Origin of the sequence: Amycolatopsis sacchari (assembly GCF_900114035.1) — a bacterium.
Taxonomy (GTDB): domain Bacteria; phylum Actinomycetota; class Actinomycetes; order Mycobacteriales; family Pseudonocardiaceae; genus Amycolatopsis_E; species Amycolatopsis_E sacchari.
The window spans coordinates 46,648-72,836 of record NZ_FORP01000006.1; the positions used below are offsets into that span (position 1 = coordinate 46,648).

Annotated in this window: 26 protein-coding genes; 11 read left to right on the forward strand and 15 right to left on the reverse strand. The window is 71.2% G+C overall.

All coding sequences use genetic code 11. The features are described from left to right. Window positions 1–23 precede the first annotated feature (23 nt). Window positions 24–1,382 (forward strand): aldehyde dehydrogenase (NADP(+)), encoded by a 1,359-nt coding sequence (locus tag BMZ92_RS12360; protein ID WP_091506399.1) that lies wholly within the window; start codon window positions 24–26, stop codon window positions 1,380–1,382. A 47-nt stretch (window positions 1,383–1,429) separates the two neighbouring features. Here the strand turns inward: BMZ92_RS12360 and phoU are convergent, their stop codons facing one another. From phoU to BMZ92_RS12385, 4 genes are all read right to left on the reverse strand, one after another. After that, window positions 1,430–2,095 carry a phosphate signaling complex protein PhoU gene (phoU, locus tag BMZ92_RS12365; RefSeq protein ID WP_091506402.1) on the reverse strand — a complete coding sequence of 222 codons (666 nt, stop codon included), beginning with the start codon at window positions 2,093–2,095 and terminating at the stop codon, window positions 1,430–1,432. Between the two features lie 74 nt (window positions 2,096–2,169). Continuing rightward, on the reverse strand, window positions 2,170–4,284 hold the full coding sequence (locus tag BMZ92_RS38660) for an LCP family protein (RefSeq protein ID WP_342743485.1): 2,115 nt from the start codon (window positions 4,282–4,284) through the stop codon (window positions 2,170–2,172). Between the two features lie 1,943 nt (window positions 4,285–6,227). Further along, complete coding sequence (locus tag BMZ92_RS12380) at window positions 6,228–6,965, reverse strand: GGDEF domain-containing protein (protein ID WP_091506407.1); 738 nt, start codon at window positions 6,963–6,965, stop codon at window positions 6,228–6,230. Between the two features lie 286 nt (window positions 6,966–7,251). Then, on the reverse strand, window positions 7,252–8,952 hold the full coding sequence (locus BMZ92_RS12385; RefSeq protein WP_091506410.1) for a bifunctional metallophosphatase/5'-nucleotidase: 1,701 nt from the start codon (window positions 8,950–8,952) through the stop codon (window positions 7,252–7,254). 178 nt (window positions 8,953–9,130) lie between these two features. Between BMZ92_RS12385 and BMZ92_RS12390 the strand changes: the two genes are divergently transcribed. Further along, the gene (locus BMZ92_RS12390; RefSeq protein WP_091506411.1) at window positions 9,131–9,760 is read left to right on the forward strand and encodes a VanZ family protein; all 630 of its coding nucleotides are present in this window, start codon (window positions 9,131–9,133) and stop codon (window positions 9,758–9,760) included. A gap of 178 nt (window positions 9,761–9,938) precedes the next feature. On the opposite strand, the gene BMZ92_RS12395 is transcribed toward BMZ92_RS12390, so the two are convergent. Both BMZ92_RS12395 and BMZ92_RS12400 read right to left on the reverse strand, forming a co-directional pair. Then, a complete protein-coding gene (locus BMZ92_RS12395; protein ID WP_091506414.1) occupies window positions 9,939–10,571 on the reverse strand; it encodes a class I SAM-dependent methyltransferase in 633 nt (210 codons plus the stop codon). A 12-nt stretch (window positions 10,572–10,583) separates the two neighbouring features. Continuing rightward, window positions 10,584–10,937 carry a VOC family protein gene (locus BMZ92_RS12400; RefSeq protein ID WP_091506415.1) on the reverse strand — a complete coding sequence of 118 codons (354 nt, stop codon included), beginning with the start codon at window positions 10,935–10,937 and terminating at the stop codon, window positions 10,584–10,586. Between BMZ92_RS12400 and mug the strand changes: the two genes are divergently transcribed. The 4 genes from mug to BMZ92_RS12420 all read left to right on the forward strand — a co-directional run bounded on the left by mug (window position 10,936) and on the right by BMZ92_RS12420 (window position 14,837). Beyond that, on the forward strand, window positions 10,936–11,490 hold the full coding sequence (gene mug / locus BMZ92_RS12405; protein ID WP_091506418.1) for a G/U mismatch-specific DNA glycosylase: 555 nt from the start codon (window positions 10,936–10,938) through the stop codon (window positions 11,488–11,490). The two genes, BMZ92_RS12400 and mug, sit on opposite strands and share 2 nt — an antisense overlap. Before the next feature lie 198 nt (window positions 11,491–11,688). Continuing rightward, window positions 11,689–12,465 (forward strand): response regulator transcription factor, encoded by a 777-nt coding sequence (locus tag BMZ92_RS12410; RefSeq protein WP_091506419.1) that lies wholly within the window; start codon window positions 11,689–11,691, stop codon window positions 12,463–12,465. Between the two features lie 134 nt (window positions 12,466–12,599). Beyond that, the gene (locus tag BMZ92_RS12415) at window positions 12,600–14,441 is read left to right on the forward strand and encodes an acyl-CoA dehydrogenase (protein WP_091507041.1); all 1,842 of its coding nucleotides are present in this window, start codon (window positions 12,600–12,602) and stop codon (window positions 14,439–14,441) included. A 120-nt stretch (window positions 14,442–14,561) separates the two neighbouring features. Continuing rightward, a complete protein-coding gene (locus BMZ92_RS12420) occupies window positions 14,562–14,837 on the forward strand; it encodes a GlsB/YeaQ/YmgE family stress response membrane protein (protein ID WP_091506422.1) in 276 nt (91 codons plus the stop codon). Window positions 14,838–14,901: 64 nt separating this feature from the next. Here BMZ92_RS12420 and BMZ92_RS12425 read toward each other — a convergent pair whose 3' ends face one another. From BMZ92_RS12425 to BMZ92_RS12440, 4 genes are all read right to left on the reverse strand, one after another. After that, window positions 14,902–15,270 (reverse strand): hypothetical protein, encoded by a 369-nt coding sequence (locus BMZ92_RS12425; protein WP_245783024.1) that lies wholly within the window; start codon window positions 15,268–15,270, stop codon window positions 14,902–14,904. Window positions 15,271–15,380: 110 nt separating this feature from the next. Continuing rightward, entirely contained in the window at window positions 15,381–17,201 is a 1,821-nt protein-coding gene (locus BMZ92_RS12430) for a VanW family protein (protein WP_245783025.1), read from the reverse strand. A gap of 18 nt (window positions 17,202–17,219) precedes the next feature. Then, window positions 17,220–17,513 carry a GroES family chaperonin gene (locus BMZ92_RS12435; RefSeq protein ID WP_091506427.1) on the reverse strand — a complete coding sequence of 98 codons (294 nt, stop codon included), beginning with the start codon at window positions 17,511–17,513 and terminating at the stop codon, window positions 17,220–17,222. Between the two features lie 61 nt (window positions 17,514–17,574). Beyond that, on the reverse strand, window positions 17,575–18,942 hold the full coding sequence (locus tag BMZ92_RS12440) for a carboxypeptidase regulatory-like domain-containing protein (protein WP_091506429.1): 1,368 nt from the start codon (window positions 18,940–18,942) through the stop codon (window positions 17,575–17,577). 55 nt (window positions 18,943–18,997) lie between these two features. Between BMZ92_RS12440 and BMZ92_RS12445 the strand changes: the two genes are divergently transcribed. Further along, complete coding sequence (locus BMZ92_RS12445) at window positions 18,998–19,591, forward strand: TetR/AcrR family transcriptional regulator (protein WP_091506431.1); 594 nt, start codon at window positions 18,998–19,000, stop codon at window positions 19,589–19,591. Here the strand turns inward: BMZ92_RS12445 and BMZ92_RS12450 are convergent. After that, window positions 19,569–21,365 carry an NHL domain-containing thioredoxin family protein gene (locus BMZ92_RS12450; protein WP_091506433.1) on the reverse strand — a complete coding sequence of 599 codons (1,797 nt, stop codon included), beginning with the start codon at window positions 21,363–21,365 and terminating at the stop codon, window positions 19,569–19,571. The genes BMZ92_RS12445 and BMZ92_RS12450 overlap by 23 nt on opposite strands. Before the next feature lie 85 nt (window positions 21,366–21,450). After that, window positions 21,451–21,729: a YiaA/YiaB family inner membrane protein gene (locus BMZ92_RS12455; protein WP_091506436.1), complete on the reverse strand. Its 279-nt coding sequence runs from the start codon at window positions 21,727–21,729 to the stop codon at window positions 21,451–21,453. 53 nt (window positions 21,730–21,782) lie between these two features. Here BMZ92_RS12455 and BMZ92_RS38665 point away from each other — a divergent pair, with 53 nt between their 5' ends. The 3 genes from BMZ92_RS38665 to BMZ92_RS12465 are packed head-to-tail and all read left to right on the forward strand — an operon-like array spanning window position 21,783 to window position 22,759. Continuing rightward, complete coding sequence (locus tag BMZ92_RS38665; RefSeq protein ID WP_342743486.1) at window positions 21,783–22,085, forward strand: alpha/beta fold hydrolase; 303 nt, start codon at window positions 21,783–21,785, stop codon at window positions 22,083–22,085. A gap of 14 nt (window positions 22,086–22,099) precedes the next feature. After that, the gene (locus tag BMZ92_RS38670; RefSeq protein WP_342743487.1) at window positions 22,100–22,330 is read left to right on the forward strand and encodes an alpha/beta fold hydrolase; all 231 of its coding nucleotides are present in this window, start codon (window positions 22,100–22,102) and stop codon (window positions 22,328–22,330) included. A gap of 6 nt (window positions 22,331–22,336) precedes the next feature. Further along, on the forward strand, window positions 22,337–22,759 hold the full coding sequence (locus BMZ92_RS12465) for an FxsA family protein (protein ID WP_091506439.1): 423 nt from the start codon (window positions 22,337–22,339) through the stop codon (window positions 22,757–22,759). On the opposite strand, the gene BMZ92_RS12470 is transcribed toward BMZ92_RS12465, so the two are convergent. Beyond that, window positions 22,743–23,294: an SCP2 sterol-binding domain-containing protein gene (locus tag BMZ92_RS12470; RefSeq protein WP_425425805.1), complete on the reverse strand. Its 552-nt coding sequence runs from the start codon at window positions 23,292–23,294 to the stop codon at window positions 22,743–22,745. The genes BMZ92_RS12465 and BMZ92_RS12470 overlap by 17 nt on opposite strands. Before the next feature lie 50 nt (window positions 23,295–23,344). Here BMZ92_RS12470 and BMZ92_RS12475 point away from each other — a divergent pair, with 50 nt between their 5' ends. After that, complete coding sequence (locus BMZ92_RS12475; RefSeq protein ID WP_091506442.1) at window positions 23,345–24,001, forward strand: TetR/AcrR family transcriptional regulator; 657 nt, start codon at window positions 23,345–23,347, stop codon at window positions 23,999–24,001. Here BMZ92_RS12475 and BMZ92_RS12480 read toward each other — a convergent pair. Further along, a complete protein-coding gene (locus tag BMZ92_RS12480) occupies window positions 23,958–24,821 on the reverse strand; it encodes a MaoC/PaaZ C-terminal domain-containing protein (protein ID WP_091506444.1) in 864 nt (287 codons plus the stop codon). The genes BMZ92_RS12475 and BMZ92_RS12480 overlap by 44 nt on opposite strands. Continuing rightward, the gene (locus BMZ92_RS12485; RefSeq protein WP_091506447.1) at window positions 24,821–26,164 is read right to left on the reverse strand and encodes a 3-oxoacyl-ACP reductase; all 1,344 of its coding nucleotides are present in this window, start codon (window positions 26,162–26,164) and stop codon (window positions 24,821–24,823) included. The genes BMZ92_RS12480 and BMZ92_RS12485 overlap by 1 nt, the downstream gene beginning before the upstream one ends. Window positions 26,165–26,189: the final 25 nt, after the last annotated feature.

Here is a 26,189-nt window from a genome sequence, read left to right on the forward strand (position 1 = left end):
AGGTCGCGGAGAAAGGACGTCCCGTGACCGACGCACTGGAAACCGCTCTCGCCGGAGCCGCGGCCGCCGCCCGTCCCGTCGCCAGGACCACCCGCGCCGAACGCGCCGCCTGGCTGCGTGCGGCGGCGGACGCGCTCGACGCGGCGGCCGCGGAACTCGTGCCGATCGCGATGGCCGAGACGCACCTGCCCGAAGCGCGGTTGACCGGTGAACTGGGGCGCACGACGTTCCAGGCCCGCCTGTTCGCCGAGCGGCTGGAGCAGGGGCGGCTGCACGACGTGCGGATCGACCACGCCGACCCGGACTGGCCGATGGGCCCGCGCCCCGACATCCGCCGCACGCAGGTGCCGATCGGGCCGGTGCTGGTGTTCGCGGCGAGCAACTTCCCGTTCGCGTTCTCGGTGTTCGGCGGTGACACGACGAGCGCGCTCGCGGCGGGCTGCCCCGTCGTCGTGAAGGCGCATCCCGGGCACCCCGAGCTGTCCCGGCGTACGGCCGCCGTCGTGTCCGCGGCGTTGAGCGGCGCCCCGGCGGGCACGTTCGCGTTGATCGAAGGCGAAGCCGAGGGCGCTCAGGCGGTGCGGGATCCCCGGATCAAGGCGGTGGGTTTCACGGGTTCGACGCGGGGCGGGCGTGCCCTGTTCGACCTCGCGGTGTCCCGCCCCGACCCGATCCCGTTCTACGGCGAGCTGGGTTCGACGAACCCGGTGGTCGTGACGCCGGCGGGCTGGGCCTCGCGTGCCACGGAGATCGCCACTGGTTTCGCCGGTTCGGCCGTGCTCGGCTCGGGGCAGTTCTGCACCAAGCCCGGGATCGTCCTGGTGCCGGACGCGGACGCGTTCCTCGCGGCGGTCCCGGAGCTGTCGGCCGGACCGTTGCTGAACGAGCACATCGAGCGTGGTTTCCGTGCTGCCGCTGCGGAAATGGCGTCGGCCGTGACGGTGGCGCGTGGCTCACTCGACGACGACCTCGCCCCGATCCTCTTCCGCGCCAACGCATCCGATGTGCTGAAGCAGCCGGATCTGTTGGAACTGGAGGTGTTCGGCCCGGCCGCGTTGATCGTCGAGTACACCGATGTGCCGGAAGTGCTGTCGGTGCTCGACGTGATGCCCGGCCAGCTGACCGGCACGGTGCAGGGCGCCGACGACGACCCGGACGGCCCGGAACTCGTGGCACGGCTGGCCGAACACGCAGGGCGGGTGCTGTGGAACCAGTGGCCGACCGGCGTCACGGTCAGCGACGCGCAGCAACACGGCGGCCCGTACCCGGCGACGACCGCCCCGCTGACGACGTCGGTGGGCACCGCCGCGGCGCAGCGTTTCCTGCGGCCGGTGGCGTTCCAGAACGTGCCCACCGCGGCACTGCCGGCAGAACTGTCCTAAGTGGACGAGGGTGGCCGGGCCGCGCAGGGGGCGGCCCGGTCGCCCGCTTAGACGTCCTCGTCGGAGCCGTAACCCGGCATCTTGCCGGTGGCGACGAACACCATCCGCTTCGCCACGGAGACGGCGTGGTCGGCGTAGCGCTCGTAGAACCGGCCGAGCAGGGTGACGTCCACCGCGGCCGGCACGCCGAACTCCCAGTCCTTGGCCATGATCACGCTGAACAGGTGGCGGTGGATCTCGTCGACCCTGTCGTCCTCGGCCTCCAGCGACCGGGCCGCCTCGACGTCCTTGGACTTGATGACCTCTTCGGTGCGCAGCGCCAGCTTCACGACCGCCTCGCCCATCTCCTGGAAGTACGGGCGGACCGGGTCGGGCAACGCGTGTTCCGGGTGGCGGCGGCGGGCCGCCTTCGCGACGTGCAGTGCGAGGTCGCCCATCCGCTCCAGGCTCTCCGCCGCGTGGATGACCGCGAGCACGGTGCGCAGGTCGGTGGCGACCGGGGCCTGCAGCGCCAGCAGGGCGTACGCCTGCTCCTCGCACTCCGCACGGAGGTCGTCGATCTTGGCGTCGTCCCCGATCACCTGTTCGGCCAGGCCGAGGTCCGCATCCAGCAGGGCCTTGGTGGCCTTCTCCATGGCGTTCGCGACCTGGACCGACATGTTCGCCAGATTGCCGGCCAGCTCTTCGAGTTCGACGTGGTAAGCCTCGCGCATGGCCACACCTTACGGCGTGAGCAGGGCGAATGCCGCATCGCTGGATGAACCGGTGGTGAACCCGGGCTAACGAATCACTGGTCGGCGGCGTTCTTGCCCGCGCCGGCGGTCTGCTTGTCGGCGGGTGGCGACGGCGGGGCGCTGCCCGGTAACGCGGTGTTGTTGATGAGCGCCTGGAAGACCGCCTTGGCCTTGCTCTCCAGCAGGACCTCGTTGTTGCGCGAGTTCGGCTCGCCGACGGTCGGCACGGTCATGAAGTTGACCTTCGACGGGTCGAGGCCCTTCATCGACTGCGCGAGGGTGAGCATCTGGTCGACGCCGATGTTGTCGCCGAACGTGGCCTTCGCGAAGGCGGTCACGAAGTCGGACAGCTGGGTCGGGTTCGTGAGCACGCCGTGGGACATGACCTTCGCCATGAGCGCGCCGATGAACTCCTGCTGCCGCTTGATGCGGCCGTAGTCGGACGTGGGGTCGCCGACCACGTGCCGGGCGCGCACGAAGCTCAGGGCCTGGTCGCCGGAGATCGTCACGTCGCCGGTCTGCGAGATCACCATGCCCAGCGTCGTGTCGTTGATCGGCCTGTCCACGTGGACGGTGACGCCGCCGACCGCGTTGACCATGTCCTTGAAGCCGCTGAAGTCGATGCCGACGAAGTGGTTGATCTTCATGCCGGTGAGCTGCTGCATCCACTTGATGAGGCAGCGCGGCCCGCCGACGGCGTAGGCGGTGTTGAGCTTGACCTTGCTCGCGGCCGGGACGATTTCGCTGGTGTAGTCGTTCTTCGCGACGTCGAAGCGCTCGCACGGGGGCCGCGTGATCTCCAGGTCGCGCGGGAAGGAGATGACGACCGCGCGCTTCCGGTCGGCGGGGATGTGGGCGAGCATCACGGTGTCGGAGCGGGCGCCCTCGACCTCGTCGGCGCTGCCCACGTTCTCGTCCGCCGTGGCACCGGCGCGCGTGTCGGAGCCCGCGATGAGGAAGTTCTCGTCACCGAGCTGGGCGGGGGCGTCCTGGATGTCGGATGAGTTCTCGTCGAGCGCGGCGATCTGCGTGAACTGGCTGTTGAACCAGGTTTTGGTGCCCCACAGCGCACCGGTACCGAGGAAGACGAGCACCGCCAGCACGACGACGGAGATACGTCCGATGAGGACGGTCCGCTCGTTGTGGCGTTTTTTCTTCTCCTGCAAGCGGGTCTGGGGTGCGACCTCGTTCTCGTCCGGCGCGCCCTTCGCGGCGACCGGGGCGACGACGCGCTGCAGCTTGGTGCGCGTGTGCTCGAGCAGCTGCACGGGCCGCGCGGCGAGCTTTTCCAGGCGCTGCTTGCGTTTGGCTTCCTCGGCCTCGAGCTCGTCGTGGGCGGCGGAGAACCGGGCGAGGGTGTGGTCGATCTTGCGCCGCACCATGGTGCTGTCGTCGATCGGCTCCAGCTCGTCCGTCATGGTGAGCCGGTCCTCGGGCGGCACCGTCCGGTTGCGACCCGGGGAAGCGCTTTCAGCCGCGGCGCCACGCGGCTCGTCGGCTGCGGTGGCGTTGGCGGCGGACGGCTGGGGAGCGGCTTGCTCGGTGGCGTTGCGGCCGGGGGGAGCTGGGGTGTTCTGGCCCGGGGCGGGTTGGTCCGGAGTGCGGCCGGGGGTGGGCTGCTGCGGCGGACGGCCTGGGGCGAGTTCGGCGGCGTTGCGACCCGGCATGGGCTGATCCGCCGGGTTGCGGCCGGGGGCGGCTTGCTCCGGCGCGAGGTCAGCGGCGTTACGGCCGGGCACGGCCTGCTCCGGCGCGCGGCCAGGCGCGAGATCCGCGGGGTCGCGGCGCGGGGCGGGCTGAGCCGTGGCGTTGCGACCGGGCCCGGCCTGGTCCGGAGTGCGGCCAGGCGCGAGGTCGGCGGGGTCGCGGCGCGGGATGGGCTGAGCCGTGGCGTTGCGACCGGGCGCGCCTTGCTCCGGCGCGAGGCCACCGGCGTTGCGGCCGGGCACGGCTTGGTCTGGCGCGCGATCCGCGGGGTCGCGGCGCGGGGCGGGCTGGTCGGCGAGCGGGCGAGCGGGCACCGGACGGCGTACGGCGGTGCGGTCGTCGAGGCCTCCGGCGGGGGCTTCGGTCTCGGCAGCGGGCCGGACGGCTTCCCCCACCGCGCGGCGGATCCGCGTGGGCTCGGCTGTCGAGGGCGGCGGTGCGATGCCGTTGCGGGGCGGCATCGGTTGCGAGGTTTCCGGCGCCGCGAACAGCGCGCGGCCTGCCAGGTTCTCTCCCGCGGGCCGGGCCCCGGACTCGGCGGCCCGCCGTGCGGCCGGCGACTGCGCTTCCGGGGCGCCGGGGACAGGGGGTCGCGTCGCGGGAGGTTCGGCCGGAGCCTCGGCGAAACCGGAACGGTGCGGATCCGGCGCGGGACGTCGAGGGGCGACAGGCCCCTCCGGAGCGGGCGCGGGACGTCGGACGCCCGGTACGGAACGCGTGGGCTCCTCGGGGGCGGAGTGCCGGCCAGGCTCCACGACACCACCGCGCGGCGATCCCGAAGCGGAGTGACGCGTCTGCAGGGGCTCGGCCGCCGCGGCTTCAGGCCCCACCTGTCGCGAGGCGGGGTGATCCGCTTCGCGATGGCGTGACGGGAGCTGCCCGGCCTCGACACCTTGCGGCGACGGGGCTACCTCCCCGCGCCGCGGCGGAAGCCCCGGCTCGGCACGGTGCGGCGGGAACGGCTCCGGCTCGGCGACCGGTCCGGGACGCCTTCCCGGGGCGTCATCCACCCCGGGAAGGTGCGCGGCCGACTCGGCACGGCGGGACGGGAGTTGGCCCGCCGTCGGGCCCATCGGCTGAATGTCGCCAACGTCGGGAAGCTGCCCCGGCTCGGGGCGCCGTGACGGAAGCGAACCCGCTTCGGGGCGCGACGAGGGGAACGCGCCTGACGCGGGGCCCCGCGCGGGAGGCTGGTTCGCATCGAGGCGCTGCGGCTCCGGACGGCGTGACGCGAGTTCGCCCGCCTCGGCGCCCTGCGGCCACGGCGATTCGGGACGTCGCGACGGGGCCTGAGTCAGCTCGGGGCTGCGTGACGGGGGCTCTTCCGCCGACCGCCGCAGTGGGAGTGGGGCGGGCTCCGGCTGCCGACCAGCGGATGCTGGCTCCGGCTGGCGACCGAGAGACCCTGCCGACTCCGACCGCCGCGGAGGGAGTGGGGCGGGCTCCGGCTGCCGATCGACGGGCGCGGCCAGCCCCGGGCGCCGACCGGGGGGCCCCACCGACTCCGACTGCCGACCAGGGGACACCGACTCCGGCTGCCGCCCAGGGGACGCGACCGCCTCAGATCGTCGCCCGGCAGGTGTGGCCGCCTCCGGGGGCACCGGCTCGGCACCTCGCACCGGGACCGGTTCCGCATGCCGGCCCACCGGGCCGGGCTCAGGCGCTTGCGGCGGACGTGGACCCGCCGACTGCGCCTCCGGGTCCGCGGACGGCCGCGTGGCTGCCCGCGGCGCCTGTCTCTTCGGCAGGTCCTCCGGCGCGCCCTGGTCCTCCGGCCGGCCGCGATCGCCCGTGTGGCGGCCCGCCTCCGGGGCGTCCGCCGGCTGCCGGTGCCGCGCCGGCGACTCCGGCGCGGCGTGCCGTGATTCGGCCTGCTCGTCCGGGGCCGCGTGCCGGGCTTCGGGCGCCGCGTGGCGGGCTTCGAGCGGGGGCACCGGACGGCGGGCCTGGCGGCTCACCGGCGGTGGCGTCAGCGGCCGCCGCTGGACCGGGGGCTCGGCGGGCGCCGCACGGCGGCCTCCCGGCGGTACGGCGTCCTTCGGCTTCGGCCCTTCGAAGGTCGGGCGGACTCCGGTGGCCTGCGCCAGCACGTCGGACACGCTGATCCCGCCGTGCGTGTCGATCGAGCGGCGGCGGCGGGCCCTGGCGGACCCTTCCGTACCGCGGGAGCCGGGGCCTGCGGCATGGTCGTCTGGCACCCGGGCTCCTTCCAAGTCTGCTAGCAGGCGAAATACGGCTTCAAACATTGATCGCCCGAACGGCGAGCATCGTTATCGTACGGATACTCGCCGATCCTGACGACACCCTCCCGCGAGTTTTTTCACATAGAGTGCGAGAAGAAGCGCCAGGTGCGACAAACCGGGTGAACCGAGGGAGCTTCAAATAGGGAAATAAGCTCCGGAAACTACGGACAGTACTCGATCACCTGGGTACCGACGCGGTCCCGGTACGCGACCCTGTTGCGGCCCGCGTGCTTGGCGGCGTAGAGGAGATCGTCCGCCTCCAGCACCTGCCTGCGGTTCGCACTCGCCTCACCCGACTCGTACGCGAGTCCGACGCTGATGGTGACCGAAAGCCCCTCGCACAACGTGGACCAGGGGTGTTCCGCGACCCGCGCCCGTGCCAGCTCGGCGATCCGGACCGCGGCATCCGGTTGCACCGCGGGCAGCACCAGCATGAACTCCTCGCCACCGTAGCGTGCGCAGAACGCGTGCGACGGAAGGCCTTCCCGCAACAGCGCGGCGACCCGCTGCAGCACCTGGTCACCCACGACGTGACCGAACGTGTCGTTGACGTTCTTGAACAGGTCGATGTCGACCAGTGCGACAGCAAGCGGTTTCCTGGCGTCGGCGAGCAGATCGTCGAGCCGCTGGTCGAGGTAGCGCCGGTTGTAGACGGCGGTGAGCGCGTCGCGCAGGCTCTCCTCGCGGGCCTGTGCGCGCTCGCGGCGGAGGCGGTCCACCTCGCGGCGCAACTGCTCGGGGATCGTCGGTTCCGCGCGCGCCAGCTCGAACGCGACCTTCAGGTGCTCGTACGCACGACGCCAGTCGCCCTGCGACGCGAGGGCGCCCGCGATCGACTCGTGCAGGCTTGCCTCGTCCGGCACGACCTGCTTCGGCGTCACCGTCTCCACCTCCGTCACGCAGTTACTGTCGTCTACTCAGAGGCGCGTCTTGAGCGGCACGGACGAGCAAACGCGAATATCGCTCAACCGGACGACGAGTTCGTGGCTCTGCGTGTCCGGTACTGCGACAGACGAGGAGGTGGGCGACGGCCGGCCGAGCAGCACTGCCCGACCGGGAAAAACCGTTGCCCTGAAAGGAAAGTAACGAGATCCGCGGACATCGTGGGAAATTCCGGCGAAAATCGCCGCGTGCCGGAACCGGACGCGGTGTGTGACCGAGAAACGGTTCCGGCTCGGCGGGGAACTACGGCACGACGGTGATGCGGTCCGCCGGTGGTGGGGCGATACCCGGGTGCGCACCGAGGTAGGCGGTCAGCGCGTCGAGGTCGACCGGACCACCCGTGAGGTCGGTGCCCTTGGTGAACTCGGTGAACCCGTCACCGCCCGCGGCGAGGAAGTTGTTCACCGACACCCGGTAGGTGGCGTTCGGGTCGACCGGCGTGCCACCGACGGTGATGTTCGAGACGCGGGAACCGATCGGCGCGGACGCGGAGTACGTGTAGTGCAGCGTCGACGAGATCTGCAGGATCCGCGTCGTGGTCGCGGTCCACTGCTGCTCCAGCACGTTCTTCAGGTTCGCGCCGGTCAACGTGATGGTCTGCATGATGTTCGAGAACGGCTGCACGGTGAACGCCTCGCCGTAGGTGACGACACCGTCGCCTTCACCCGCGGGCGACGACGCGTACGTGAGGTCCGCGCGGATGCCGCCGGGGTTGGTGATGGCGATCTGTGCGTTGTTGCCCGCGGTGGCTTCGAGCTGCGCGTCCGCGATCACGTCGCCCAGTGCCGACTCGCCGGAGGCCGCGCCGGCCGCTTTGAGGTCGGCGGTGATGGTGCCGACCTGCCGGTTGGCGATGGGCGCCGATTCGGTCTTCGCCTTGTCGACGAGTTTCTGCACCGCCGGGTCCGGGGTGACGTCACGGGTGACGATTTCGTTGTGCGCCTTGGTCGCCGAGCGCACCACGTCCCGCGTCCGCGTGTCGATCTTCAGGTCCACGACCGAAAGCAGGCGCCCGAACGACGAGCCCTGGATGACCGGCCGCGGTTTGCCCTTGGGGTCGTTGATCACGCAGTTGTACTGCTGGTGGCTGTGGCCCGTGAAGATCGCGTCCACGCTCGCCGAAACACCCTTGGCGATCTGCGTCGCCGGACCCGGGGTGACCTTGCAGTCGTCCGGACCGCCGCCGCCGGTGTTGTCGCCCTGGTGCAGCAACACGACCTGGGCCTTGATCCCGAGCCTGTCGAGCCAGCCCGAGGTGCGGTTGATCGCCTCGACCTCGTCGCCGAACTTCAGCCCCTCGATCGCGGTCGGGGTGACGACGGTGGGCAGGTCCTCCAGCGTCGCGCCGATGACGCCGATCGGCACGCCACCGGAGACCTGCACCGTGAACGGCAGCAGCGCGGGCACCCCGTTGTCGAAGTACACGTTGCTGCCCAGGAACGGGAACTTCGCGCCACGGAAGGAGTTCTCGTACTGGCAGCCGTCGGTGGGGTGGCAGCCGCCGAACTGCATGCGCTGCAGTTCCCGGTACCCCTCGTCGAACTCGTGGTTGCCGACGACGGAAGCGCGCACCCCGATCTCGTCGAGGAAGTCGATGGTCGGCTCGTCGTGGAACAGGGCCGAGGTCAGCGGGGACGCGCCCACGTTGTCGCCCGCGGACAGCAGCACCGAGTTCCGCACCTGCGCTTCGAGCTGCTTCACGTGCGTCGCGAGGTACGCGGCGCCGCCCGCGTCGACGGTGGTGCCGTTGGACAGCGTGATGCGCCCGGACGAACCCGACGGCGGTTCGAGGTTGCCGTGGAAGTCGTTGAAGGCGATCAACCGGACGTCGGTGGTGGGGACGGGTCGTTGTGCGGACGCCGGCGTGGCGGTGGCCACGGCGGCGGCGAGCACGGCAGCGGTGACGGCTACCGAGCGTCGCACAACGCGGGATGAAGAAGCCATTTTTCCTCCGTAACGGGCAGAACCCGCAGGATCTTGCCTGCGCGGAGCGACAGAAACCAGAGCCGATAGGTGGAAGGTGGGTGAACGAACACGGATCGGCCATCCGGCCGATGCGGGGCGCGGGCTTCCGGCTGCTCGACCGATCCGCGGCGCCACCCGGCCGACCTAGCGTCGGGGTATGACATCAGCGCAGGTCAACGCACTCCAGGCCGGGTTGCTCGGCTTCCTCGCCAGCTGGGCCGTCGTGCTCGTGCCGCAGCTGATCGTGCACCACGCCCGGTACGGCCGGGTGGTCGTGCGGCGGGTCGTCGCGACGGGAGCCGTGCTCTGCTACGGCTGGCTGGCGTTCGCGGTGGTCTTCCTGCCGCTGCCGGGGCCGAGGGCGCGGCACCTCGTGCAGAGCGTCCAGCTGGTGCCGTTCCAGTGGATCGCGGACGTGCACCGGGACGCGGCCGGCTCCGGGCTGCTCGCGGAACTGAGCACCACGGCGTTCGAGCAGATGGCGCTGAACGTCCTGCTGTTCGTGCCGTTCGGGCTCTTCGCGCGGCTGCTGTGGCGGCGCGGTTTCGCCGGGACGGTGCTGCTGGGCTTCGCGGCCTCGTTCGCCGTCGAGGTCACGCAGCTGACGGCGAACTGGGGGACGGCGCCGTTCCAGTACCGGATCTTCGACGTCGACGACCTGATCACCAACACCAGCGGCGCGGCGCTGGGCTGGATCGCCGCGGCGAGCTACCTCGCGCTGCGGACTTCAGCGGTCCGTGCGGAGACGCGACGGAGCGAGCGGGTCCACCTCACCGAGGCGCGCTAGACGCGCCGCGCGCTGCACAGCGCGGCGATGAGCGGCCCGCCGGTCCTCGAGCGCCACCACGAGCGTGGCGATCGCGAAGAACAGCACTACGAGGCCCAGGACGATCGCGAGTTCCACGCCGCCTCCCTTGGCGTCGTCCTTGTGTGGCAGATCACACAGAGTACGCCTGTGGTGTGCTTTACGCCACCTTTGCCGCGAACCAGGACTCCTCGGGCGAGAGGAAGCCGTCGAACGCGAGCCCCGCGTCGGCGAGCAGAGCTGTGAGCTGCGGTTCGGTGAGCCGCCTCGCGGTGAAGGCCTGCGTCCACGTCGAGGCGCCTGCCTCGTACCGGACCGCCGCGCTCAGCAGGTCGCCCTGGCGCTCGACGCCGGACAGCTCGACCCGCACCTCACCGAAGTAGCCGCCCATCCCGTCCGCGACCGTGTCGAACCAGGACGGGGGGTGCCACTGCACGACCGCCCGGCCCGTCGGTGACAGGTGCCGTGCGACCGCCGCGAGCAGCGGCGCGCCGTGCGGCTGGTTGACCAGGTGGCTCGCGAGCAACACGGCCTCGAACCGCTGGTCCAGCCGCAGGTCCTCGATCCGGGAGAGGACCGCCTCGGTGCGCACGTGCGCGAGCATCTCGGGCGAATCGTCGACGGCGACGACCGGGTGGCCGAGCTCCTGCAGGCGGTGGGCGATCCGCCCGGTCCCGCAGCCGAGGTCGAGCACGGCGGCTCCCGACGGGACCGCGGCGTGCACGATCTCCGCCTCCCCGTCGGGCGGGAGGAGCCGGTAGAGGTCGACGGAACAGCCGTCCGCGGTGGTCATGCCCCCAGAGTGTCACCGCGGGGGCAGCACGCAGAACTCGTTGCCCTCCGGGTCGGTCAGCACGACCCACGGGAAGTCCGGCTCGTCCGACACGACCTCCGCGCCGAGGTCCACGAGGCGGCGCACCTCGTCGGCCTGGCTGCCCTCGTCCGGGCGCAGGTCGAGGTGCAGGCGGTTCTTCACCACCTTGTCCTCGCCGACCGGCTGGAAGAGCACGATCGGCTCGCCCTGGAGCTGGACGTATTCGACGCCTTTCGCGTCCTGCCAGCGCTTCGTCTCGCGGTGGCCGAGCGCCTCGCGCCAGAACGCGGCGAGCGCTTCCGCGTCGTGGCAGTCCACCGCGACGGCTACGATCCGGCTGCTCATGACTTCCTCCCGACCGACCAAGGACCAGCTGGCCGCCGCGCACGGCACGACGATCCCGGACGTCATCGCCCCCGGCCTGCGCGTGCTGTTCTGCGGGATCAACCCGGGGCTGTACTCCGGCGCCACCGGGTACCACTTCGCCCGTCCGGGTAACCGGTTCTGGCCCGCGCTGCACGCGAGCGGCTTCACCCCGCGCCGCTTCGACCCCAGCGAGCAGGCGGAACTGCCGGCACTCGGGCTCGGCATCACGAACCTCGTCGCCCGCGCGACCGCCCGTGCCGACGAGCTGACCGCCGACGAACTGCGCGAGGGCGGCGAGATCCTCGTGCGGAAGATCGAGCGGTACCGGCCGCGCTGCCTCGCCGTCGTCGGCGTCACCGCGTACCGCACGGCCTTCGGTCACCCGAAGGCGCGAGTGGGCCTTCAGCCGGATTCGGTTGGCGAAACCGCCGTTTGGGTACTGCCGAACCCGAGTGGCTTGAACGCCCACTGGACGCCCGCGACGCTCGCCGAGGAGTTCGCTGAACTCCGTTCAAATTTCTACTCAGAGTAGTCCCGTTCTCAGCTGGGTGAACCCGCGTCACACCTGACGGGTTGGCTACTCCCACAATGGACGAGGTGTCAGGCTCGGCCGGTCCCAGCAGGGGGGATCGGACTGTGGCGCCGGTGCAGCCCGGGAGGGCCGTCGAGGGGGCGGCCGTCCCGGGGCGGCGCGCACCCCGGGGACTGACCGTGCGAGACGGAGTTGTTCATGACGCGCAGTAACGAGCCCAGCCGGGCACCGCAGGGCTCGCCACCGGTCCGCAGCCTCGGCATCGCCGCCGTCGACCCGGTGCCGTTCTGCCGCGAAGGTCTGTCCGCGATCGTCCAGCGGACCCCGGGCCTGCACTGGGCCGGGCACGCCGGGAACCCGCACGCCGCGCTCCAGCTCGCCGAGCAGGTGCACCCCGACGTGATCCTGCTCGACTCCGGCCTCGACCCGCACGGGCACCTGACGAAGTTGCTGGTCAACGGCGACGCGTCGCTCCTGGTGGTCCTGCTCGTCCGGGAGTCCCACCGCACGGCGCCGTTCCTGCAGGCCGCGATGCTCGCGGGCACGCACGGCGTCCTGCCGCGGACGGCCGAGGCACGCAGGCTGGTCGAGGCGATCCGCCGGGTGCAGCTCGACCGGCGCTACCTCGACCCGGCGCTCGCCCCGCTCGTGACCCAGCGCCAGGGGCTGCGGCCGGGCGAACCCGTCGTCGCGACGCAGCGGCCGCGGATGCCGTTGTCGCGCCGGGAGTTCCAGGTGCTCCAGCTGGTCGCGGAGGGCCTGGAGAACGCGGCGATCGCCAAGATCCTCTACCTGTCGGTCGAAACCGTGCGCACCCACGTCAAGAGCATCCTGCGCAAGCTCTCCGCGCGGGACCGCACGCACGCCGTCACGATCGCGTTCCGCGGCGGCATCCTCATCGCGCAGCCCGACGACGGCACGGAGGGCCAGACGCCCGCACCCCCGTCCGGGATGGTGGAGCAGCGCGCCCGCTGACGTGCTCCGCCGGTCACAACCGGCTGGATCTCCTTGCCCCAGTTACCCACAGGTAATATCCTGAAGTTACCGGCCAGTAGGGGACACCAGCATGCGCCCAGCCGGAAGACCCGATGACCAACGGAGCGAACGACATGGGCCACTACAAGAGCAACGTCCGAGACCTGGAGTTCAACCTCTTCGAGGTGCTCGGCGTCCAGAACCGCCTCGGCAAGGGCGTACTCGCGGACTCCGACGAGGAGACCGCGCGCGGCGCGCTGCACGAGCTGAACAACCTGGCCGTGGGCCCGCTGGCGGAGTCGTTCGCCGACGCGGACCGCAACCCGCCGGTGTACGACCCGAAGACGTTCTCGGCGAAGCTGCCCGAGTCGTTCAAGAAGAGCTACCAGCAGCTGTGGGACGGCGAGTGGTGGCGGCTGGGCCTGACCAACGACCTCGGCGGCCTCGGCCTGCCGCCGACCGTGCAGTGGGCGGCCTCCGAGCTGATCCTCGGCGCCAACCCGGCCCTGTTCATGTACATGGCGGGCCCGAACTTCGCGATGATCCTCGACCGCAACGGCACCGAGGAGCAGAAGCGCTGGGCGCGGATCATGATCGACCGCGGCTGGGGCGCCACGATGGTGCTCACCGAGCCCGACGCGGGTTCCGACGTCGGCGCGGGCCGCACCAAGGCCGTGCGGCAGGAGGACGGCTCCTGGCACCTCGACGGGGTGAAGCGGTTCATCACCTCGGGTGACCAGGACATGACCGAGAACATCATGCACCTGGTGCTGGCCCGCCCCGAGGGCCCCGGCATCGAGCCCAAGCCCGGCACCAAGGGCCTGTCGCTGTTCCTGGTGCCGAAGTTCCACTTCGACACCAACACCGGCGAGCTGGGTGAGCGCAACGGCGTGTTCGTCACCAACGTCGAGCACAAGATGGGCCTGAAGGTCTCCACGACCTGCGAGGTGACCTTCGGCCAGCACGGCACCCCCGCCAAGGGCTGGCTGCTGGGCGAGGTGCACGACGGCATCGCGCAGATGTTCCAGGTCATCGAGTACGCCCGGATGATGGTGGGCACCAAGGCGATCGCCACCCTGTCCACCGGCTACCTCAACGCGCTGGAGTTCGCCAAGGAGCGCGTGCAGGGCGCCGACCTGACCCAGATGACGGACAAGACCGCGCCCCGGGTCACCATCACCCACCACCCCGACGTGCGCCGCTCGCTGATGCTGCAGAAGGCCTACGCCGAGGGCCTGCGCGCCGTCTACCTCTACACGGCGTCGTTCCAGGACCAGGTGTGGACCGGCGAGGGCGACGAGGAGACGCTCAAGCTGGCCGAGCGGGTCAACGACCTGCTGCTGCCGATCGTCAAGGGCGTGGGCTCGGAGCGCGCGACCGAGCAGCTGGTGCAGTCGCTGCAGACCCTGGGCGGCTCGGGCTTCCTGCAGGACTACCCGCTGGAGCAGTACATCCGCGACTCGAAGATCGACTCGCTGTACGAGGGCACCACCGCGATCCAGTCGCAGGACTTCTTCTTCCGCAAGATCATCCGCGACAAGGGTGTGGCGCTGGGCTACATCGCGGGCGAGATCACGAAGTTCATCGACTCCGAGGCGGGCAACGGGCGGCTGAAGAACGAGCGGCAGCTGCTCAAGCAGGCCCTCGAGGACGTGCAGGGCATGCTCGGCGCGATGATCGGCTACCTGACCTCGGCGCAGGAGGACATCACCAACCTGTACAAGGTCGGCCAGCACACCGTGCGGCTGCTGATGTCCGCCGGTGACCTGCTCGTCGGCTGGCAGCTGCTGCGCCAGGCCGAGATCGCGCTGGCCAAGCTCGACACCGCCTCCGCCAAGGACCAGGCCTTCTACCAGGGCAAGCTCGCGGTGGCGTCGTTCTTCGCCAAGACCGTGCTGCCCGAGCTGACCGCGCGCCGCGCGGTCGTCGAAGCCGCGGACAACGACCTCATGGAGGTTCCGGAAGCCGCGTTCTGACCGGTCCCCGTGGGAAGGGCCCCGTCCTCGTGACGGGGCCCTTTCTCATTTCCACAACAGGAGGTTTGCCGGAGGAACCGCCGCGGTACCCCCTGGGGGCCAGCGACATAAGGAGTTTCGATGACCATTGGCGGAATCATCTCGGCGATCGTCGTCGGTCTGATCATCGGTGCGCTCGGTCGCCTGCTCGCCCCCGGCAAGCAGAGCATCCCGATCTGGCTGACGATCGTGATCGGCATCATCGCCGCGTTCATCGGTACGGCGATCGCGCGGGGCATCGGTTACGCGGACACCGACGGCATCGACTGGCTGGAAGTGCTCACCCAGGTGGTGCTGGCCGCGATCGGGGTCTCGCTGGCGAGCGGCATGTACGGCCGCCGCAACTTGACCAGGTAGAAGGACCAACCCTCCGGTAACCGGGTGGGGAGGGCGCGGCGGGGCGCCCTCCCCACCCTTTTTTTCATTTCCGGAACACCGCGCAGGCCACTGCGACGTAGGACTTCTGCGGCGTCCGCCAGGCCACCTCGGCCCAGCGGTTGTCCTTCACCTGCTTGCCGTCCGCCCCGACGCAGCTGTACTCGCCGCCCGTCACGTACGGCCCGCACGGCACGTCCGTCGCGCTCACGCACGTCGTGTAGTTGTTGCAGGTCAGCGTGCCCAGCAGGGCGGAGCCGGGATCGGCCGCCGCCCGCACGTTGAGCCTGCAGTCGTTCGCCGGCGAGGCGTGCACCAGCGCCGGTTCGGCTTCCGCGGCACCCGCCGCCTGCGGCACGGCCAGCACCGCCCCCGCCACCCCCGCGCACACGACGAACACCTTGGCGGACCTCAAGACACCAACCTCCCAGAAACACTCCGTGACACCAGGACGACGGTGAGTATGGCCCCGCGGGCACCGCGTTCCGCCAGGGTTCCGGGGCGATTTCCCCCGGACGTGCTGCCCTAACAGATGACGGCGGACCTGGCCGAGTACGTCGTGCTGGTGCTGTCGCGGCGGACCTCGGCGCCGGTGGCGGCGTCGTAGAGCACGCGGGTGTCGCTGACGCTGAAGCCCGGCGACCCCGCCGACCACTGGCAGCCGGGCGGACCCGGTTCGACGCCGGGTGGCGTGAAGTTCGTCCGCGGTCCCGTGTCGCTCTCCACCCGGTACTGCCGGGCGCCCCAGATCCGCACCGTGACCGTCGAGCCGGTGACGTTCGCCTGGACGATCACGGCGCCGTTGAGGCTGTTGGTGAACTTCAGGTCCACCGGGGAGCCGTCGTCCCGGATCGCCGCGGCGTCCCGGCCCACCGGGTAGCGGTCGAGGTAGTAGGGCTGCGGCGTGTGCCCCGCGTCGGTCAAGCCCGCAAGGTAGGCGGCGTTGTACAGCGTGGTGGCGAACTGCGAGACGCCACCACCGCGGACCGTGGGCCCGGTGCCGTCGTCGTTCGCCGGGGCCGGCACGAACGCCGCGCCGTAGGAACCCGTCCTGCCCAGCAGGCTGAAGGTCTCACCGGGTTTCACGAGCGCGCCGTCGACCTTCGCGGCCATCGCGCGGACGTTCGCCGCGGAGGGTTCGGCCAGCCCCCCGGTGCTGAACTCGCCGACGACCTCCCTGATACCCAGCGCGTTCGCGGCTTCGGTGGTCAACGCGGGCTTCGTGGTGCGGTACCGCACGGGCAGCTCGCGACCATCGGCCTTGACCAGCACGCCCATCAACGGCGAGAAGGTGCCCGCCCAGTCGACGCGACGCCCGTCCTCGGACGGCCGGACCGTCGGCGCACCGCTGGTGAACACGATCTGCGCGTCCCTGCCCTCCTGCTCGGTCCCCGCGAGCTGCGGCTGCAGGTTCTGCCGCAGCTTGGCCGGGTCGACGCGCACGTCGAGGCTCCCGTCGTCGCGCGGCGTGATGGTCATCGCGGCGGAGATGGCCAGCGGCGTGAGGATCGCGTCCGTGCCTTCTCCGTGCAGGACAACGGGTTTCGCGACCGCCGGGCGCACGATGTCGTCGAGCGCCGCCTGCACCCCCGCCGCGGTCGCCTTCACGGGCGTGAGCGCCATCGGCAGCTGCACCCCGCTCTTGTCGAGCCAGCGGGCCTTCACGAGGTTCACCGCGCCACGCAGGTCGGTCAGCTGCTGGCCCCAGCGGGGCTCGACGGCGTACGCGCCGACGCCGTCCCCCGCCGCGCGGAACACGATGCCGCCCTCCGTGGCGGGGTGGTCGAGCTGTTCCGCCGCGAGCCTGTCGACCGCCTGGGTCAGCGCGTCGGCGTCCACCGTGGTCACGACGTCCACCGTGCGCCGGGTGAAGAACGAGGTGAGGCGGTCGAGCGGGTCGAGCGGCTGGTGCCCGGCCTGGGCGAGGGTGGAGGGCCAGTCCAGGCCGAGCCCCGAGCGCTCCGGGTCCAGCGTCGTCCGGACGTCCCCGGCGAGGACCGGTACCGGTTCGGTGAGGCGGGGTTCGAGCTCGCGGCGCAGCTTCGCCTCGGCGTCGGCACGGCTGAGGCCACCCACGTCCACGCCCGCGACGACGACCCCGCGCGGCACCTCACCGGCGCTGAGCACCAGGTCCACGGTGTAGAGCACGACACCGGCGGCGAGCACGCCGCCGACCGCCATCAGGACCTTCGCCAGCAAGCGCTTTCCGGGCGAGGGCGGCACGGGCGAGACGCGGTCGCCGTCGAGGAGCTCCTCGACCAGCGCGGGCTGCTCGTCGAGGGGTCTGTCGAGCTGTTCCGTGGGCGGGGCCTCGGAGTCCCAGCCCGGCCAAAGCTCCTCCCGCACACACCCCTCCCCGCGCAGTTACAGGTACAGCCCCGTTCCGTGCTCCGTGCGTTCGGTCGCCACCGCGTGGATGTCGCGCTCCCGCATGACGAGGTACGCCTCGCCCTGGACCTCCACCTCCAACTGGTCCTCCGGGTTGAACAGCACGCGGTCGGAGACCTTCACGTTGCGCACGTTACTGCCTACCCCGAGTACATCGCCCCAGGCAAGCCGGCGCGCGACCTGGGCCGTCGCGGGGATCACGATGCCGCCGCTGCTCCGCCGCTCGCCCTCCTCGGCCGCCAACCGGACCAGTACCCGGTCGTGCAGCATCTGAATCTCGAGTTTGGGTCCCGGAGCTGGGACACTGGTGGGTTCGGACACCTTGGTAATGCTACGCACCCGCCACCGCGGACACCGGCTGGCGCCTGCCGCTCAGCTCGAAGTCCTCGCGGCGTGTTTCACCCTCGCGGACGAGGATCCGCCGCACCGTCGAATGCCGACCCGGCGCGGACACGACCAGGTCCACGAACTGGTCCGGCAACCCCGCCACGGCGTAGGAACCGGACTCGTCCGCGACCGTCCGCACGAGCTGCTGGCCACGCCCGTCCATGACCGTCACCACGGCACCGGGCACGGGTTCGCCTTCGCTGCCGCGGACCGCACCGCTGACCACGGGCACCGGCTCGCCGAAGTGGCGGTGGCGCGCCGGAACCGCCGTGGGCTGGGGCATCTCGAACACCGGGTCCTCGACGGGCGGCTCGGCGACGGCCTGTTCGGGGGCCGCCTTCCGCTTCTGCCACAACGCGTGACCGGCGACCAGGGCGACACCGACCAGCACCCAGGCGCACAACATGAGAATGGGCCGCAGGACGCCGACGCCGTTGAAGTAGAAGATGCCGCGGGCGGCCTCGATGAGGTTGCCCATGGGCATGAACGGGTGCAGCGCGCGGAAGAAGCCCGGCACGAGCTGGACCGGCACGGCCCCGCCGCTGGAGGGCATCGACAGCAGCACGAACAGCCCCATCGCGACCCCGGGGAAGTACTGCTTGGCGATCGGCACGAAACCGAACGAGGTCAGCGAGATGCCGAGGCTGAGCAGGAACGCCAGCGGGATGACCGCCGGGTGGTTCGGGATGACGTGCATCGCGAGCCCGCCGAGGTAACCGGCCACACTGAGGAACGCGGCCCAGCCGACGAGCAGCCACAGCTTCGTGCGACGGCTCATGGTGACGGCCCGCAGCAGCATCATGACCACGATGTAGCTGGGGATGTTCCACGCCAGCACCAGGTAGAACATGCCGGTGCCCATCGGGTCGCCGCTCGCGGTCGGGGCGAGGTCGACGACGGCCATCGTGCCGCCGCTCCGCGCGGCGATCGGCGTGAAGGTCTGGGTGAGGATCGACTCGAGCATGTAGCCGTCGGCCTTGGCGACGTACAGCGTCGGGTGGGCCGGGTCGGCGGAGAAGCCGGCCGTCGCGTCGCGGTCCAGGACGGCCTGGCGGGCCGCGTCACCGCTGGCGACGGGGAGGACGTCGAAGGCGCCGGGGCTCGCCTGGCCCAGCGCGGCGTCGATGCGCGCGGCCGCGGCGGGATCGGCCACGGCGACCTTCACGTGGTGCGGCGTCGGCTGGTGGAACGCCAGCAGGTAGCAGACCAGGAAGCCGGTGAAGAAGAACACGGGGAACCACAGCGTCTCCGCCAGTGTCCGGGTCAGGGGCTGCTTCGATTCGTTCGTCTCGGTCTCCACTCCATCCGCCATATGGTCCATCGTACGCTTTTTTGCAGCAGTGCAAAAATGCAGTACTGTAAGAAGTATGACAGCGACGGGGCTTCGCGAGCGGAAGAAGGAAGCGACGCGGCAGGCGTTGCGGCACGCGGCGATCACCCTCTACCGCGAGCACGGGCCGCAGTCGGTGACCGTCGAGGACATCTGCGCGAAGGCCGGCGTCTCGCCGAGGACCTTCTTCAACTACTTCGAGTGCAAGGACGACGCCGTCCTGTCGCTCGACCTCAGCATCGCCACGCTGGGCCGGCGGATCATCGAGCGCCCGGCGGAGGAGAACCCGCTCACCGCGCTGCGGGCGGTGTTCGCCGCGCGCTTCGCCGAGATGACGGGGAGCGAGACGTTCCGGGAGCGCACGCTGCTGCTCCGCGAGTACCCCGAGCTGATGAACCGGCTGGCGCACACCAACAAGACCATCGAAGAGACCGTCGTGCGGGCGATCGCGGACCGCACCGGGCTGCCCGCCGACGACGTCTACGTGCGCACGACGGCGGCGGCCGCGTTCGCCGCGAACCGCACCGCCATCGCGTCCTGGCAGCCCGGCGAGGGTCCCGACCTGGTGACACTCCTGCACCAGGCCATGGACGTCCTCGAACGGGGCCTTACCCCGCCCCCGCCAGGATGAGCCGCAGCTCCGCCGGACCGTCGGCGGCCAGCCGCACCGGCACGCCCCAGTCCTGACGCGTCACCCGGCACACCGGGTGCTCGGCGTCGGAATCGCAGCTCGCGGCCTGCGCCACGACCTGCAGCACACCTTCGGGCACACCCTCGGCGAGCCGGATCGTCCGCGTCAGCTCGGTGCCCGTGCCACCACCGTCGACGAGCAGTTCGGGCGGGGAGGCGCTGATTTCCAGGCGCGTCGACGGACCGAACCGGTCGTCGAGCTTCTCCCCGGGCGGCGGCGTGAACACCACCGTCAGCTCCACCTCGCCCGGCGCGAGCACGCTCGGCGGGCGGCGGACCTCGTGCGCGTCCCCGGCGACCTGCGCGGCGTCCGGCGACAGCGGCAGCGCCGTGAGCCGGTGCCCGGCGGACTCGACGACGATCAGCGCCTCGTCGGTGACCAGCAGCCCGGAGGGCTCGGCCAGCCCGCTCGCGATCGTGCCGACCTTGGTGGTCTCGGGGTCGTAGCGGCGGACCGCGCCGTTGTAGGTGTCGGCGATGGCGATCGTCCCGTCGGGTAGCACCGCGACGCCGAGCGGGTGCTGGAGCAGCGCGTCGGCGGCGTCGCCGTCCCGGTGGCCGAAGGTGAACAGGTCGTAGCCGACGGCCGTGTGCACCTCGCCGTCCTCGATCCAGCGCAGCGCCGACGTCTCCGCGTCGGCCAGCCACAGCCGGTTGCCCTGAACGGCGAGACCGGACGTCTGCGCGAAGAACGCCTCGGCGAGCACGCCGTCCCGCAGGCCCTCGACCGTCGTGCCCGCGTACCGGGTGATGGTGCCCTCGACGGGGTCGAACAGGCCGAGCGTGTGGTTGCCCGCCATCGCGACGACCGCGCCACCGGCGGGTGCGAACCAGACGACGTCCCAGGGGCTGGTGAGGTCGATCTCGCGGGCCGGGCCACCGGTCTCGCCGTCGCGCCACTGCCTGCCCGTGCCCGCGACGGTGGAGACCATGCCGTTGCCGAGGTTCACGCCCCGCAGCAGGTGGTTCGCCGTGTCTGCGACGAGCAGGTGGTAGCCGACGCGCTCGGCGACCTCGGCGGGCAGCAGCGCCAGGCCCGACGGCTCGGCGAAGGTCGCCACGTCGAAGGCGCCGTCCGCGGAGCCGCGCTCGCCGCTGCCGAAGCGGCGCACCACGGTCTCCCCGTCGGAGGCGAACTCGACGATGGAGTGGTGCGCCGTGTCTGCGACGAGGATGCGCCCCTCCGCGGTCGCGATGGCCTTGCTGGGGAACTTCAGCTCGGACTGCTGTTCTTCCACCGGCACGTAGAGGCTGCCGCCGCGGCGGAGCGTGCCCTTGGCTTCGTGCTCGGCGACCAGCCCCGAAATGACGCGGCGCAGCGCCTCCGCGTGCCCCTCCCCGGCGGCGACGTGCACGACGTAACCCTGCGGGTCGATGACGACCAGGGTCGGCCACGCCTTCACGGCGTACTGCGACCAGAGCTCCATCTTCGGGTCGCTGAGCACGGGGTGGTGCACCTCGTACCGGCGCACCGCCGCCTCGACGGACGCGGCCTCGCCCTCGTGCAGGAACTTCGGCGAGTGCACGCCGATCGTCACCAGCACGTCGGCGAACTCGGCCTCCAGCGGGCGCAGCTCGTCGAGCACGTGCAGGCAGTTGATGCAGCCGGACGTCCAGAAGTCGAGCAGCACGATCTTGCCGCGCAGCTCGGCGAGCGTCGGCTGCGTGCCGCCGGTGTTGAACCACCCGTCGCCGGACAGCTCGGGCGCGCGCACCCGGGGCGTGCGTTGCACAGAAGTCACGTCAACGCACAACGAGCGGTTCGCGGCGGGTTGTTCCCGGTGTCCGCCATGTGGAACTTCACAGTGCGGGCTCCTTGTAGGGGTCGTGCTCGGCGAGGAGCTTCTCCAGTCGTGCCTGGTCGACGCGGTTGGTGAGCGCGCTGTCCTCCTGCCGGTCCCGCACGCACTTGGCGAGGGTGAAGGCGGAGGTGACGGTGTAGAGCAGGCCGAGCGCGAGGAAGGCCCGCACCCACCCGCTGACGGGCAGGAACACGATGCCCGCCGCGACGGCGACGAGCGCGACCCCGAAGGAGATCGCGGCCTGGGCGAAGAAGGCCCCGGTGGTCGATTTCGTCATGAGCGCAACCATGCGCCTGTGCAGCGGGTCCTGTCTTGAGTACACCTACTCATATGCGACTGGTGTTCGTGCACGGCGCCCTCGTCCGCGACGGCGCGTGGTGGTGGAGCCGGCTGGCTCCACTGCTCGCGGAGGCGGGGATCGACAGCGTGGCGGTGGAACTGCCGAGCTGCGGCGGGGGCGGTGACCTGCACGACGACGCCGCTGCGGTCCGGGCCGCGCTCGAGGCCTCGGACGAGCCCGCACTGCTGTGCGGACACTCCTACGGCGGCATGGTGATCACCGAGGCCGCGGCTCCTCCGGCACGGCGGCTGATCTTCATCGACTCCTTCCTGCCGGAGCGGAGGCACGGCTGACAGCGCAGTCTTCGGTGGTCTTCGGGCAGTCGCCGCACTCCGTGGGTTGGCGGACGCTGCCCTCGACGTACGTCGTGTGCGCCGAGGACCGCGCGACACCTCCGGCGCTGCAACGCGCCCAGGCACGCCGGGCCAGCGAGGTGGTGGAGCTGGCGGCCGGGCACCACCCGTTCCTGTCCCAGCCCGCGGCGCTCGCCGAGTTGATCATCCGCTGCGGGGAGCAAACGGACCTGCCCGTCCGTTGAACCGGTATGGCTGTCGTGTTCCTGCTCTACGTGGTCGCCGAGGTGGCCGCGGTCTGGGCGGTCGGTTCCGTCGTCGGGGTGTTCGGCACGCTCGGGTTGCTGCTGGCCGGCGCCGTGCTCGGGTCCTGGCTCGCCCGCCGGGAGGGGGCGCGGGCCGCCCGCGCGTTCCTCGACGCCGCGCGGGCCGGGCGTTCACCGCAGGCCGAGGTGACCGACGGGATGCTCGTCGCGCTCGGCGGGGTGCTCATCCTCGTGCCCGGGTTCCTCAGCGACCTCGCGGGCCTGCTCCTGCTGCTGCCCCCGACCCGTGGCGTGGTCCGGCGCGCGTGGCTGCGCCGCGTCGAGAGGCGGACGCCGCCGAGCGTGATCGTGGTGGACAGCGAGGTCGTGCCCGACGACCGCGCGCACCCGGTCATCGAGGGGCGCTAGGGATGTCGAAGTAGCCGGACAGCCGCACGGCGGGGGCGTACTCGCCCTTGACGCGGACCTTGCCCGTCACGAACATCGCCGCCACCGCCGCGTTTCCCGTGGCGATGCGGAAGAAGTCGTCGGCGGCCAGCGTGATCGTGGTGTCCGGCTCGCGGCCGAGATCGGCGCCGGAGACACACCGCCCGTCCTCGATCACGGTCTGGAAGCGGTCGTACCCGCCGTCCCCTTCACCGCCGGAGAACCGCCAGTTCACCACCACCGACGAATAGCGTGCCTTTTCGGGCAGGAAATGCCGCGACATGCGGCGGAAGATCTCCTCCAGGAACACCCTGCGCAGTTCCGGGTGCTCGGCCACCGCGCGCAACTGTTCCTTCGACGCCCTGGCCACGACGTCGACCAGTGTTTCCGTGGACATCTCGCGCATTTCCACGCCCGCGCCCGCGACGCCGAGCATGTGCAGGGTTTCCAGCAGCCGGATGAACTGCCCGGCATCGAGCTTCGCGAGGTCGAGTCGCCGCGCCAGTGCGTCGATCACTTCGGAAGACACCCGATGATCGTACCGGTGGAAAAGGGTAGCGTCTTGCTGTGACCGACGACGTGAAAGCCCCGCCGCCCCGGTCCCGGCGCCTGCCGAGGGCCGTGCGGGAACGGCAGATCTTCGACGCCGCCGTGCAGGTGTTCTCCCGCCACGGCTACCACTCCGCGTCGATGGACGAGATCTCCGAGGTCGCCGGCGTCTCCAAGCCGATGATCTACTCCTACCTCGGCGCGAAGGAGGACCTGTTCGCCAAGTGCGTCCAGCGCGAGTCCACCAGGCTGCTGGAGGCCGTGCGCGAGGGCGTGCGCCCGGAACTGCCGCCGGACATGCAGCTGTGGCACGGCCTGCGCGCGTTCTACCGCTTCGTCGCCGAGTACCGCGACTCCTGGACGGTGCTGCACCGCCACGCGCTCACCACCGGCGGGCAGTTCGCGGACGAGGTGAACCTGTTGCGCAGCAAGGCGATCGACATCGTCGCCGCGCTCGTCGTCAACGCGGGCACCAAGAAGGGCCTCGGCCAGGTCGCCGAGTTCTCCGGGCCCGCGCTCGCCGCGTCGCTCGTCGGCGCGGCCGAATCGCTCGCCGACTGGTGGCTCGACCACTCCGACGTCTCCGACGGCGTGCTCGCGTCGTGGCTGATGAACCTCGTGTGGCTCGGGTTCAACGATCTCGTCGAGGGGCGGGTGTGGCGCCCGGCGGACTGATCGTGCCTTCCAGGTGCGGCTTGGGTTTCCGCGCGTTCCACAGCTCGAACGCCCAGCCCGTCTCGGTTTGCCACGACGTAAAGGCCACCTTCGCCGGAAGCAGCACGGGAAGCTTGAACCGCACGTCCACCGTGTAGGCGTCGGGCAGACGGCCTTCGAACGCGGCGAGCACCCGCGCCTTCGTCCACATGCCGTGCGCGATCGCCGACGGGAAGCCGAACAGCTTCGCGGTCAACGGGTGCAGGTGGATCGGGTTGCGGTCGCCCGACACCTCCGCGTACCGGCGGCCGATGTCGCTCGGCACACGCCAGATCGCGTTCGGCGACGGCGCCGCGAGCTGCTTGCCCGGCGCGGACTTCTCGCCGCCACCGCCACGACGCAGGTACGTGCTCACCTCCGTCCACACCACACTGTCCGAAGTGGACACCTCGCTCAGCACGTCGAACTGGCGGCCCTTTTCGTGCGGGCGCAGGTTCTCCGCCCACACCCGCACGGACACGGTGTCGCCCAGCCGCACCGGCCGGTGCTGCGTGATCCGGTTCGCCACGTGCACCATGCCCAGCAGCGGGAACGGGAAGTCCGGCCGCGTCATCAACGCCATCTGCAGCGGGAACGCGAGCATGTGCGGGTACGTCGCGGGAAGTTCGTCACCGAAGCGGAATCCACACACCTGGTCGTAGGCGGCGACGTGCCGTGGATCGAATTCCACGTCCCGGCGCACGTATTCGGCATCGGGCAGCGTGTCGCCGCCACGGGACGGCAACAACGCCTTCGCGTAGAGCGGCGCCAGTCGCGGCGCGGCCTTCAGTTCCTCCACCATCACGCCCCCAGCAGCGCCTGGCCGCACACGCGGACCACGTTGCCGTTCACCGCGGCGGACGCGGGATTCGCGTACCAGGCGATGGTTTCCGCGACGTCCACCGGCAGCCCGCCCTGACCGAGGCTCGACAACCGCCGCCCCGCCTCGCGGATCACCAGCGGGATCGCCGCCGTCATCTGCGTCTCGATGAAGCCCGGGGCGACGGCGTTGATCGTGCCGCCGTACTCGGCGAGCTTCGGCGCGGCGTCGTTGACCATGCCGATCACGCCCGCCTTGCTGGTGGCGTAGTTCGTCTGCCCGACGTTGCCCGCGATGCCCGCCATCGACGAAACGCCGATGATGCGCCCGTTCGGGCGGAGCACCTTGTCCGCGAGCAGCTTGTCGTTGACGGCGAGCTGCGCGGCGAGGTTGACGGTGAGCACGGCGTCCCACGCGCCCTCGGTGAGGTTGCCGAGCGTCTTGTCGCGGGTGATGCCGGCGTTGTGCACGACGATGTCCACCCCGTCGTGCCGTTCCTTGAGGTGGTTCGCGAGCTTCTCCGGTGCGTCGGCCGCGGTGATGTCGAGCTGCAGCGCCGAGCCGCCGATGCGGTTCGCGACCTTCGACAGGTCCGCACCCTGGGCGGGGATGTCCAGCGCGACGACGTGCGCGCCGTCCCGCGCGAACACCTCGGCGATCGCCTCGCCGATGCCACGGGAGGCACCGGTCACGAGCGCGACCTTGCCGGCGAGCGGCTTCTCCCAGTTCTCCGGCGTCGGCACGGCCGGAATCCCTTCGGTGCCGACGCGGACGACCTGGCCGTCCACGAACGCCGACTTCGCCGACAGCAGGAAGCGCAGCGTCGACTCCGCGGCCTCCTCGGCCCCCGGCGCGACGTACACGAGCTGCACCGTCGCGCCCCGCTTCAGCTCCTTGCCGACCGAGCGCGTGAAGCCCTCCAGCGCGCGCTGCGCGATCCGCTCACGGCCTTCGGCCAGCTCGGGCGGCGTGCCGAGCACGACGACCCGGCCGCACGCGCCGACCTTGCGGATGACCGGGTGGAAGAACAGGTACAGCTCGCGCAGCTGCGCGGGGTCGGTGATGCCGGTGGCGTCGAAGACGAGCGCGCCGTACCGCCGGTCCTCGACCGGGGCGGTGAGCACCTCGATCCCGGCACCGGACAGCTGCGTGCGGACGGTCTTCTCCAGCCGTCCACCGGGCGCGGCGCCGAGGAGTGCGGGACCATCGAGCGGAGGCTGCCCCGGCCGGTAGCGGCGCAGCGTGGCGGGGTTGGGCAGACCGAGCTTCGGCACCAGGAACCTGCCGACGGGCGTCTTGGTGAACTGCTGGTAGCGGTCGGCCATCGGGACCCCTCCTTGCTTCGCACGC

What these genes read in the sequence shown, in the direction of transcription:
- BMZ92_RS12465 (WP_091506439.1), top strand. Translation starts at nt 22,337, where the DNA reads ATGGCTGTCGTGTTCCTGCTCTACGTGGTCGCCGAGGTGGCCGCGGTC.
- BMZ92_RS12390 (WP_091506411.1), top strand. Translation starts at nt 9,131, where the DNA reads ATGACATCAGCGCAGGTCAACGCACTCCAGGCCGGGTTGCTCGGCTTC.
- BMZ92_RS12415 (WP_091507041.1), top strand. Translation starts at nt 12,600, where the DNA reads ATGGGCCACTACAAGAGCAACGTCCGAGACCTGGAGTTCAACCTCTTC.
- BMZ92_RS12435 (WP_091506427.1), bottom strand. Translation starts at nt 17,513, where the DNA reads ATGCTGCACGACCGGGTACTGGTCCGGTTGGCGGCCGAGGAGGGCGAG.
- phoU (WP_091506402.1), bottom strand. Translation starts at nt 2,095, where the DNA reads ATGCGCGAGGCTTACCACGTCGAACTCGAAGAGCTGGCCGGCAATCTG.
- BMZ92_RS12410 (WP_091506419.1), top strand. Translation starts at nt 11,689, where the DNA reads ATGACGCGCAGTAACGAGCCCAGCCGGGCACCGCAGGGCTCGCCACCG.
- BMZ92_RS12480 (WP_091506444.1), bottom strand. Translation starts at nt 24,821, where the DNA reads ATGGTGGAGGAACTGAAGGCCGCGCCGCGACTGGCGCCGCTCTACGCG.
- BMZ92_RS12395 (WP_091506414.1), bottom strand. Translation starts at nt 10,571, where the DNA reads ATGACCACCGCGGACGGCTGTTCCGTCGACCTCTACCGGCTCCTCCCG.
- BMZ92_RS12445 (WP_091506431.1), top strand. Translation starts at nt 18,998, where the DNA reads ATGACAGCGACGGGGCTTCGCGAGCGGAAGAAGGAAGCGACGCGGCAG.
- BMZ92_RS12455 (WP_091506436.1), bottom strand. Translation starts at nt 21,729, where the DNA reads ATGACGAAATCGACCACCGGGGCCTTCTTCGCCCAGGCCGCGATCTCC.
- BMZ92_RS12400 (WP_091506415.1), bottom strand. Translation starts at nt 10,937, where the DNA reads ATGAGCAGCCGGATCGTAGCCGTCGCGGTGGACTGCCACGACGCGGAA.
- BMZ92_RS38660 (WP_342743485.1), bottom strand. Translation starts at nt 4,284, where the DNA reads ATGCCGCCCCGCAACGGCATCGCACCGCCGCCCTCGACAGCCGAGCCC.
- BMZ92_RS12385 (WP_091506410.1), bottom strand. Translation starts at nt 8,952, where the DNA reads ATGGCTTCTTCATCCCGCGTTGTGCGACGCTCGGTAGCCGTCACCGCT.
- mug (WP_091506418.1), top strand. Translation starts at nt 10,936, where the DNA reads ATGACTTCCTCCCGACCGACCAAGGACCAGCTGGCCGCCGCGCACGGC.
- BMZ92_RS38665 (WP_342743486.1), top strand. Translation starts at nt 21,783, where the DNA reads ATGCGACTGGTGTTCGTGCACGGCGCCCTCGTCCGCGACGGCGCGTGG.
- BMZ92_RS12440 (WP_091506429.1), bottom strand. Translation starts at nt 18,942, where the DNA reads ATGGCGGATGGAGTGGAGACCGAGACGAACGAATCGAAGCAGCCCCTG.
- BMZ92_RS12485 (WP_091506447.1), bottom strand. Translation starts at nt 26,164, where the DNA reads ATGGCCGACCGCTACCAGCAGTTCACCAAGACGCCCGTCGGCAGGTTC.
- BMZ92_RS12420 (WP_091506422.1), top strand. Translation starts at nt 14,562, where the DNA reads ATGACCATTGGCGGAATCATCTCGGCGATCGTCGTCGGTCTGATCATC.